The 10,630-nt window shown below is 71.8% G+C and carries 5 protein-coding genes; 2 read left to right on the forward strand and 3 right to left on the reverse strand.

Features of this window, described 5'->3' with window-relative positions; genetic code table 11:
- Positions 1-18: 18 nt before the first annotated feature.
- Positions 19-4,590, reverse strand: coding sequence for an endo-alpha-N-acetylgalactosaminidase family protein (locus AC13HU_RS21235; RefSeq protein ID WP_483043496.1), 4,572 nt, complete (start codon positions 4,588-4,590; stop codon positions 19-21).
- Between the two features lie 344 nt (positions 4,591-4,934).
- Complete coding sequence (locus AC13HU_RS21240) at positions 4,935-5,966, reverse strand: LacI family DNA-binding transcriptional regulator (protein WP_483043497.1); 1,032 nt, start codon at positions 5,964-5,966, stop codon at positions 4,935-4,937.
- A 450-nt stretch (positions 5,967-6,416) separates the two neighbouring features.
- Between AC13HU_RS21240 and AC13HU_RS21245 the strand changes: the two genes are divergently transcribed.
- Positions 6,417-8,291, forward strand: coding sequence for a glycoside hydrolase family 35 protein (locus AC13HU_RS21245; protein ID WP_483043498.1), 1,875 nt, complete (start codon positions 6,417-6,419; stop codon positions 8,289-8,291).
- Between the two features lie 20 nt (positions 8,292-8,311).
- Here AC13HU_RS21245 and ligD read toward each other — a convergent pair whose 3' ends face one another.
- Positions 8,312-9,343: a non-homologous end-joining DNA ligase gene (gene ligD / locus AC13HU_RS21250; RefSeq protein WP_483043499.1), complete on the reverse strand. Its 1,032-nt coding sequence runs from the start codon at positions 9,341-9,343 to the stop codon at positions 8,312-8,314.
- Between the two features lie 226 nt (positions 9,344-9,569).
- On the opposite strand from ligD, the gene AC13HU_RS21255 reads away from it, so the two are divergent.
- Positions 9,570-10,630, forward strand: a 1,061-nt coding sequence (locus tag AC13HU_RS21255; protein WP_483043500.1) for an ATP-dependent DNA ligase, incomplete at its 3' end; no start/stop codon positions are given.

A 10,630-nucleotide genomic window follows, 5' to 3' on the forward strand; every position in this document is an offset into this window, starting at 1 on the left:
GGGTTCCGGGCGTGTGCCCTACTGCGGCGGATAGCCCACCGGCGGGTTCGCGTACGACCCGTAGACCCGCATCTCGGCGGCGGCCGCGAACGGCAGGCCGTTGAGCGCGTTCAGCCCGGTGAAGCGGACGTAGGAGGCCCTGGTCGGGGTGAAGTTGATCTCCTGCGTCTGCGGGGAGTCCACGAGGGTGCCGTGGGTGACGGTCGTCCAGGTGGTGCCGTCGTCGGAGACCGCGATCTCGTAGTCGCCGATCCGGCCGTTGAGGCCGCCGTTCTGGCGGTCGAGGTAGCCGAAGCCGTCGACGTCGGCGGGTCCGGACAGCTTCATCGTGACCCAGTGCGGGTAGGGCGCCTCCGAGTTGGTGTAGTCGGTGTGCCAGATGGTGCCGGGGTCGCCGTCGAGGACGTTGGAGACGGGTCCTTCGGTGGGGTCGGAGGAGATGTTCTCGGAGTCGGCGGTGGCGGTCATGGAGCCGGGCGGGAGCAGCGCGCGGGAGGCGACCGTCGCCTTGGCGTCGGCGGTGACGCTCTTGGTGCCGCCGCCGTTGGTGTAGGAGGCGGTGGCCTTCCAGCTCGCCGAGGTGCCCTTCGCGCCGGCCGGCGCGGTGATCAGCCAGGTGGTGGTCGCGGTCGCGCCGGGCTTGACGGTCGCGAAGGCGTTGCCGCCCTGCTGCTCGACCTCGGCGGTCCAGCCGGTGGGCAGGCCGTCGAGCGTCATCCGGACGCCGGTGGCGTCACTGGTCTCGCTGTTGGTGAAGGTGGTGCTGTACTCGCTCGGCACCCCGGGGCTCAACTCCGCGGTGGGCGGCACGGTGACGCTCGCGCAGGCCGGTCCGGTGGTCGAGGGGCCGAGGTCGGTGACGGTGAAGTCGTCCAGCACGAAGTCCGTGCCGGCCGCTCCGCCGAGCTTGCGCAGGCCCACCCAGGTGTCGCCGCACCCGGCCACGATGTCCTTGCTGTAGGTGGCGGTGTCCAGCGCCGGATCGAGGGTGTCGCGGTTGACGTCCTTCGACGTGACCTTGCCGCCGCCGACGGTGTCGGCGCCCGTCACCCAGGCCCACTGCCCGTCCAGGTTGGTCTGGTAGTCGAACGACACCCGGTACTTGTGGCCGGCGGTGAAGGGCACGGTGGCCGGCACGGTGCGGTAGACCAGTCCGGTGTTCTCCTCGTGGGCCTTCAGCGAGTGGTCGCCGCCGATGACGTCGTCCACCGCCTGGCCCTTGAGGGTGCCGGAGTTGTACGGCGCGTAGGTGTTCTTCCACGTCTTCTGGCTGTAGGGCGCGTGCAGGTCGCTGATGCTGGTGCGCGGGTCGGTGACGCCGCCCGCGTCGCCCTTCACGAAGGGGCCCCAACCGGGCTGGTTCCCCTCGAAGTCCTCGCTCGCGACGACCGTGCCGCCGCCCGCGCTGCTGCCGGTCTTCGGCAGCGGGACGCTGGTGTCGGCCATCAGCCGCACATCGTCCAGGGTGACCGCCGCGTCGCCGGCGGCCGCGCCGATGCTGACGGTGACCCGGCCGTCGGCCGGCGCGGTGAAGGTGACCGGGGCGCGCTGGGCGTACGTCCCCTCCTTGGCGTCGGCCGCGACCTCGTTGGGCGCGGGTGTGGTGTCGAAGGTGTTCGCGGCGGGCTTCTTGGCGCCGCTGACACCGAGGGTGACCGCGCGCCGCTGCCCCTTGGCGATCTCGACGTCGGCGCTGAGGGTGTAGGTCTTGCCGGCCTTGAGGCCCTTGACCTGCTGGGAGATGCCGGACGCGGCGCCGGTGCCGAGGTGGGCGACGTTGTCGCCGTTGGCGGTGCGCGCGACGGCCGCGCCGCCGGTCGGGTGCCAGGCGGTCAGGTCGCCGGCGTTGAAGCCCGGGTCGGAAAGGCCGGTGCCCTGGCCGTAGTCCACGTTCGTGTGCGGTGCCTTGCCACCGGTCGGCACGAGCACGTACGGCTGGTTCTTGGTGGTGGTCAAGGTGACCTGGCCGTCGGCCGGGGTGATGTCGGCGGCCTTCACCCGGCCGGTGTCGGTGAGCCGGTAGAGGGTGAAGTGCCGGTCCCGGGCGAACTGCGCGGTGAGGCCGAAGGTGTGGGTGCCGCCCGACGCGCTGAAGGCGTACATCTTGTCGGCGTCGCTCGGCGAGGAGGTGCCGTCGCCGCCCTTGGCCTCGCCCCACGGCAGCAGATAGCTGTCGCCCTTCAGGACGAGGGCGCCGCCCATGGTGACCTGGCGCACCCCGCCGGCCATCGCGACGTTCACCCCGCCGGTGAGCCGGGCGGACTTCCCGAAGTCCCAGTCCGTCACCTGGTAGTGCTGGAGGAACTTGGTGGGCAGGTTCTCGGTGAAGATGTTGTCGTAGAAGGCGTTCCAGTCGTCCTGGCCGGTCCAGCCCTCGAACTCCTTGATGTCGGAGCCGCCGAGCAGCGGGTCGACGTTCCACACGTCACGGTCGGTGTTGCCGATGAAGCGGACGATGTTGGAGTTGATGCCCTTGTTGGTCGGGCCGCCGTAGTTCTTGTCGCTGGCCCAGTGCGACCAGATCGACTCGCCCTCGAACTTGTACGCCCACTCGCTGGCGACCTCGAAGCCCATCTTGTGCAGCTGGGTGGCGAGTTCGTCGGCGAGCCAGCCGCTGGAGTAGTAGGCGTCGATGTAGACGGTCTTGATGCCGGGCGCTTCCTTGCGCAGTTCCTTGAACCGGTCGAGGATCGCGCCGCTGCCCAGGTCGGTACGCTGGTCGATGTGGTACGACTGGTTGAGCCAGTCCCACCCGTTGACCTGGCCCTGGACCAGGCCGGAACTGAAGCTCTTCGCCTGCGGGTACGCCTCGGTGACGTTGACGTGCACGGCGAGGTCGGCGTTGTACTTCCCGCCCTGGGCGGCGAGTTGGTTGAGGTCGCTCAAGCCCCCGGCCCGTACGTTGTAGTCGCCGCCGTAGTCCGGGTGCGCGGAGTCGTGGCCCTCGTTGGCGTAGCCCTTCTCCAGCACCCACTGGCCGAGGTCGTCGGTGGCCAGCGAGATCCGCTTGACGTTGTCGAGCGTCTTCAGGAACGGGTTGGTCGCCTCACTGGCGAAGTTGAACGGTATGTGCTGCACCACGCGTTCCGGCACCCGGTCCGCACCCAAGGGGCGCGTCATCGCGTTCCGGTAGGCGATCGCGCCGTCCTCCCAGGTCACCTGGCCGTCGCCGTTGGCGTCCCCGGCCAGCACCACCGTGGTCTTCGGCAGCGTGTACGTCGCCACCCGCGAGTCGGTCGCGCCCTTGGCGGCGTAGGTGTAGTTGCCGACCGACAGTTCGGCGCGCCGGGCGCCGCCGCCCGCGTCCACGATCCGCGACTGGAACCGGGTGTTGCCGTTGTCGTTGTTGTCCTGCGCGGCGTCGTCGGTCGCGTCGGTGAGCAGCCCCGCGGACAGCCGGGAGTTGCCGACGAAGCCGTAGGGGGTGCCGACCGCCGCGGAATCCGGCGCGGTGGCGCCGGTGACCGCGATGAACTGGTCGGCGGTCGTGGTGGAGTCGGTGGAGATCCTGGTACGGGCCAGGTTCGCGTGCGGGTCCGAGGTGTCGACCGACACCAGCGACTGGTCGGGGATCGACAGCTCGTCCACGGTGCGGGCCGCGCTGCCGGCGATCTTCTTCACCTCGAACACCACGGTCTTCTTCGCCGTCACGGTGATCGCCGAGGTGATGGTGACGTTCGGCAGGTCGGTGAAGGTGGAGGTGTACGTCGCGGTGTCGCCCGTGGCGCGCATCGTGGTGGTCGCGGTGTGCGCCTTGCCGTTGATGTCGAAGGTGTCCAGCACCGACGGCTGCCCGCCGAGCGTGCCGCCGCCCATCGCGTACGACACGACCTGCGGGAACTCCTTGGCCACCTGGACCTTCAGCCCGGCGCGGGACAAGGTCACCGGGGTGGCGGGGTGCGCGGGTGGCGGCGGCGTCACCGGCGCGGGCGTGGTGTCCCCGGTCGCGCGCACCCGCAGCTCGGAGACGGACGCGTTGTCGCTGGCGTTGATCGCGCTGTCGGCCTCGAACTTGACGTAACGGCCCTTGACCGGCTTGTCGAACGCGACCGTCTGCACCTCGGTGTCGGCGGTCGGCTGGTGGAACGACCCCGTGGCGGCGGGTGCGCCCCAGTCGCCCTCGGGGTCCTTCGCGGTGGCCGCGTCGTCGGTGACGTAGACCTTGAAGTCCTTGACCGGGCCGTTGTCCTGCTTCTTCACGGAGTAGTCGAGGCCGGTGAGGGTGAACGATCCGCCCACGTCGAGGGTGAGCCAGTGCGGCATCGGCGTCTTGGCGACACCGGTCCCGTTCACGACGTCGTACGCGACCGTCCACTGCGTACCGGTGTCGTCGTCGAACGCCGCGAGCGCGGTGCCGTCCAGCGCGGGCGGCGCCGGATACGCCGGCGACTGCGAGTCGGCGCCGACCAGGCTGTACTGGCCCGGGTCGATGGGCGTGCCGGGGTCCGTGGCCGCCTTCGCCGGCGGCGCCGCCGCGAGCGCGGGGGTGACGCCGACCGACAGCAGCGTGAGCGAGGCGAGGAGCGCGACCGCGGTCGCAAGCCGCTGCCGGCGTCTGCGACGCGGTGATCGGGGTGGGCTCGAGGTCATTCCAACTACCGCCTAGGGCTTGGGGAGAGCCGAGAGTGGTGCAGACTGTAGCCGCGATGGCATCGATAACACCAGAGTCTGCGAACCAAGCGAGCGAGCCTGATATCGCCGCACACAGACGATGAGGCCCCGGCGCGGGTGGCGCGGGTGGCCCAACCCGCCACCGGCGGGTGGCCCGGGAGCAAGCAATCAACCCGGCCCGGTCGGCAAGGGGCGCGTGGGGGCGCTCCCCCTGGCTTCGCCGGGGGCACCCCCACCCGGGCGAAGCTCTGGGGGAGAACGCCGCCGCCAACCCACCACCGTCGGGCGATCCCTCAACCGACAGCACCCACCACCCCGGAGGGTCAGGGCACCCTGACGGGAGCCGTGCTCGCACGGACCACCAACGTGGGCTCCACGGAAGCGGGTTCGGGCGCGGCGCCGGGCTCGGCGATCGCCCGCACCAGGTGCGCCACCGCGAGCGCCCCCATCTCGGCGAACGGCTGCGCGACCGTGGTCAGCGAGGGCGAGCAGTACTCGGCGAGCGCGATGTCGTCGACACCGACCACGGAGATGTCGTCGGGCACCTTGCGCCCCAGTTCGTGCAGCGCCCTGATCACGCCGAACGCCATCTCGTCGCTCGCCACGAACACGGCGGTGACATCGGGGATGCGGCCCAGGATCAGGCCGTTGCGGTAGCCCGACGCGGGCGACCAGTCCCCCGCCAGCTCCGGCGGGACCGTACGCCCGGCGGCCTCCAACTCGGCCCGCCAGCCGGCCGCGCGGCTCGCCGCGTCCAGCCACTGCCCGGGCCCGGACACGTGCCACACCGTCTCGTGGCCCAGTTCGAGCAGGTGCCGTGTCGCCAGTCGCGCGGCGAGCGACTGGTCGACGGCGACCACCTCGGTCGCCGAGGTACGCGAGCCGTCGATGGTGATGGTGGGCACCGCACCGGTCAACTGCTCGATCTGCCGCGAGACATGGATCAGCGGCACCGCGAGGATCACGCCCTCCACGTGCTGGTCGGCCAGCCGCAGCAGTGCCCCCTCGATCGCGGAGGTGTCCAGCGACGCGGTGGTGGCGGTGCTCACCGTGTACCCGGCGGCCTGCGCGGCGTGCTCGATCCCCGAGGTGAGCGCGGTGCGCGAGTAGAAGCTGGTCTGGAGGGTGACCACGCCGATGGTGCGACTGCGGCCCGAGGAGAGCATGCGGGCGGCGTTGTTCCGCCGGTAGCCGAGTTGCTCGACGGCGGCGAGCACCTTCGCGCGGGTCTTCTCCTGCACGTTCGGGTGCCCGGCCAGTGCTCGGGAGACCGTCTGCGCGGACACGCCGGCAACCCGCGCGACGTCCGTCATCCCCGGTGGCCGTACGGTCTCGCGCCCGCTCTGCTTCTCCATGAGCCCCTTCCGCTCCTCCGCCGATGATAACGGTCCCATACGTCATCACCCCGAAAGACGGCAACCGCCCCGGGGCTCGTGGGGGTACCACCCTGGCGAAGCCCTGGTGGAGAACTGGCGGAGAACTGGCGGAGAACTGCGCGAGCAACCAGCCACCGGCCGGTGGTCCGGCGACGTCGCCGCGGGGCCGGGCCTGCGGACCCGGCGCAGCCACGTACTCAGCCGAGCGCGCCCCTTGGGGGTGGCCGCCGCCCGTGAGGGGCAGCCTCGCCCCGGGGAGGGGCGCCCCGGGCCCGCCAGGCACCCGGCACGGGGTTGGCATCGATATCATCGTGTGCAACAGTTCCCCCGAGGTTGCTCCACGCGTGAGCACGTCACTAGGGAGCGAGCATGGCGAACTCGGCGGTGGACCGGACGGTATCGGTATCATTCCGTGGGATGGCGGTGGGCATGGACACAGAGAAGCGGACCACGACTGCCGCCGTGGTCCCCGTGGGAAGCCCGGCGCAGCCGCCCGCCCCCATCCTGTCCTGCCCCCGGGGCGAACTCCTCCGGGACGGCGAGCCGCACCGGATACTCGCCGGCTCGCTGCACTACTTCCGGGTGCACCCGGAGCAATGGGCGGACCGGCTGGCCCGGTTGGCCGCGCTGGGTCTCAACACGGTGGACACGTACGTGCCGTGGAACTTCCATCAGCCACGCCGTTCCACGCCCCGCTTCGACGGCCCGCGCGACTTCGAACGGTTCCTCGACCTCGCACAGGACGCCGGCCTGGACGTGCTCGTCCGTCCGGGCCCGTACATCTGCGCCGAGTGGGACAACGGCGGGCTGCCGTCGTGGCTGACCGGGATGCCCGGGATGCGGCCGCGCACGTCACAGCGGCTGTTCCTGGACGAGGTGGCGCGCTGGTTCGACGTCATGGTGCCGAAGATCACGGCGGCGCAGGCGGCGTACGACGGGCCGGTGGTCGCCGTACAGGTGGAGAACGAGTACGGCAGCTACGGCGACGACGCCGACTACCTGGAGTGGCTGCGGGACGCGCTGGTGACGCGCGGGATCAGCGAGTTGCTGTGCACCGCGGACGGGCCGACCGAGCTGATGCAGGACGGCGGTTCGCTGCCGGGGGTGCTGGCCACCGCGACGTTCGGCTCGCGGGCCGGGCAGGCGGCGCGGCTGCTGCGGGACCGCCGGGCGGACGAGCCGTTCGTCTGCGCCGAGTTCTGGAACGGCTGGTTCGACCACTGGGGCGACCCGCACCACGTCCGCTCGGCCGAGAGCGCGGCGAGCACGCTCGGTGAGATCCTGGACGAAAACGGCTCGGTGAGCCTCTACATGGCACACGGCGGCACCAACTTCGGCCTGTGGGCGGGCGCCAACCACGACGGCACCCGCTTGCAGCCGACCATCACCAGCTACGACTCCGACGCGCCGATCGCCGAACACGGCGCGGTCGGACCGAAGTTCTTCGCGCTGCGCGAGCAACTGCGCAAGCTCGCCGCCGGAACGCGAGCCGGCCCCGCGACGGGCGAGGTGCGGGACCGCCCGTTGCCGCCGCCGGCCGAACTGCTCGCCCCGCGCAGCCTGTCCGTCCGACAGGGCGCGGCCCTGCTCGGCGGACTCACCGCGCTGTCGACGGCGGTGCGATCGCCGTACCCGATGAGCTTCGAGGAACTGGGGCAGCCGTCCGGGCTGGTGCTGTACCGGGCGTGGCCCCGACTACCGCGCGGCACCAACGAGTTGACGGTGACCGGGCTGCACGACCGGGCCCAGGTCTTCGCCGACGGTGTGCCGTTGGGCGTGCTCGACGAGGAGACCGGCTCGCTCGCCATCGAGGGCGCCGGGCAGCGGGTCAGACTCGAACTGCTGGTGGAGAACCAGGGCCGGATCAACTACGGCCCGCTGCTGGGCCAGGGCAAGGGCATCCTCGGCGGGGTCCGCGTCGAGCGGCGGCTCGTGCACGGCTGGGAGATGCGCGAACTCCCGCTGGACGAGTGGTCGCCGGACGACGTGCGGCTCGCGCCGGACTGCGCTCCGCCCTCGGGCGGCGCGGGCTTCGCGGTCGCGTCGTTCAGCGTGCCCGCGCCCGCCGACACCTTCCTCGCCTTCCCCGGCTTCGGCAAGGGCTTCGTCTGGGTCAACGGCACGCTGCTGGGCCGCTATTGGGAGATCGGCCCGCAGCAGACCCTCTACGTGCCCGCGCCGCTGCTGACCGCGGGCGGCAACACCGTGACCGTGCTCGAACTGGAGCGCTTCGGCGACCGGATCGAGCTGCGCGACCGCCCGGAACTGGGCCCGCCGGAGGAGTTCGTGGAGACCTTCGACTGAGTCCCGCCCTACCTGCTCTCCTACCCCTGCCCCGGCCCCTTCTTCTGTTCCTTCTTCGCCCGGCTCGGCTGCACCCGTTTCGGCTCGCCGGCCATCTTCGGGTGGTCCGGCGGGTACGGCAGGTCGCCCAGGCCGTGCTCGGCCTCGTCGCGCGCGGCCAGTTCCAGGGCCGCGTCGAGCCGGAAGGCGTGCTCCTCCATGTCGGCGTGCAGATCGCCGACTTCGGCGTACCGGCCCGGCATCGTGGCGAGGTCGAAGTCGGCGGGCACCGCGCTGTCCAGCTCGTCCCAGCGCAGCGGTGCGGAGACGGGGGCCTGCGGGCGGGGCCGTACCGAGTAGGCGCTGGCGATGGTGCGGTCGCGGGCGGTCTGGTTGTAGTCGACGAAGATCTTCGCGCCGCGCTCCTCCTTCCACCAGGCGGTGGTGACGCGCGCCGGGTCGCGCCGCTCCAGCTCGCGGGCGATCGCGATCGCCGAGCGGCGGACCTGGACGAAGGTCCACTCGGGGGCGATCGGCACGAAGACGTGCAGGCCGCGGCCGCCGGACGTCTTGGGCCAGCCGGTCAGGCCCAGGTCGTCGAGCACATCGCGCAGTTCGTGGGCGGCGCGTACCGCGTCGGCGTAGTCGGTGCCGGGCTGCGGGTCGAGGTCGATGCGCAACTCGTCGGGGTGCTCGGTGTCGTCGCGACGCACCGGCCAGGGGTGGAAGGTGAGGCAGCCGAGGTTCGCCGCCCAGGCGACGGCGGCGATCTCGGTCGGGCAGATCTCGTCGGCGTGGCGGCCGCTGGGAAAGGAGATGCGGCCGGTCGGAATCCATTCGGGCAGGTTCTTGGGCGCGCGCTTCTGGAAGAACGACTCGCCGTCGACACCGTCGGGGTACCGCTCCAGGGTGGTGGGCCTGTTCCGCAGGACGCGCAGGATGCCGTCCCCGACGCTCAGGTAGTAGCGGACGACGTCGGCCTTGGTGAAGCCGCGCTCCGGGAAGTACACCTTGTGCGGGTTGGACACGCGGACCGTGCGCTCGCCGACCGTGAGCTCCAGCGCCTCTGCCATGCCGTTCACGCTAAGCCGCATCGGCGCGGGCCGCCCGTCGGCAAAGCCGGCCCTTTCCCGCACCCTGCGCCGGATCCGCCCGCGCCCTCACTGCTGGTCGGCCTCGTCGCCCGCTCGGTCTCACCGCTCGTCGCGTCGCTCGGCACCGTCGTCGGATGTCGGCCACGCCGGCCGGCGACCCTTCGCTCGGCGGGCGCCCGGCTGCCGCACGGCGGAGAATCCCGGCATGGACCTTCCCGTGATGCCGCCGGTGCGGCCGATGCTGGCGAAGTCCGCGGCGACCGTCCCATCGGGGATGCTGTACGAACCGAAGTGGGACGGCTTCCGGGCGATCGTCTTCCGCGACGGCGACGAGGTGGAGCTGGGCAGCCGCTCGGGCAAGCCGCTGACCCGCTACTTCCCCGAACTGGTCGAGGCGCTGCGCGAGCAGCTGCCCGCGCGCTGCGTGCTGGACGGGGAGATCGTGATCGCCATGGACGGCCGGCTGGACTTCGACGCGCTGCTGGAGCGCATCCACCCGGCCGACTCCCGGGTGCGCCATCTGGCGGAGGTCACGCCGGCGAGCTTCGTCGCGTTCGACCTGCTGGCACTGGGCGACACGTCGCTGGTTCAGGCGCCCCAGCGCGAGCGGCGGGAGGCGCTGGTACTCGCGCTGCGCGACACGGCGGCCCCCGTGCACGTCACGCCCGCCACCGACGACCTGGCCGTCGCGCGGGAGTGGTTCGAGCAGTTCGAGGGCGCCGGCCTCGACGGTGTGGTCGCCAAGCCGCACGAACTGCCCTACCAGCCGGGGGCGCGGTCCATGGTCAAGGTGAAGCACGAGCGGACCGCGGACTGCGTGGTCGCGGGGTTGCGGCCGCACAAGAGCGGGCCGGTGGTCGGCTCGCTGCTGCTCGGCCTGTACGACGCGGCCGGCCGGCTCCAGCACGTCGGGGTCTGCGCCTCCTTCCCGATGGCCCGGCGCAAAGCCCTCATGGAGGAGCTGGCGCCGCTGCGGATGGAGTCGGTCGAGGGCCACCCCTGGCAGGAGTGGGCCAGCCAGGAGGCGCAGGCCGCCGGCCGGCTGCCGGGCGGCCCCAGCCGCTGGACCGGCAAGAAGGACCTCTCCTGGGTGCCGCTGCGCCCGGAGCGCGTCGTGGAGGTCGCGTACGACCACATGCAGGGCGACCGCTTCCGGCACACCGCCCAGGTCCGCCGCTGGCGCCCGGACCGGACCCCGGACAGCTGCACCTCCGCGCAGTTGGAGGAGCCCGTCTCCTACGACCTGGCGCAGGTACTGGCCGGCGA

The organism is Streptomyces sp. NH27 (assembly GCF_056859195.1).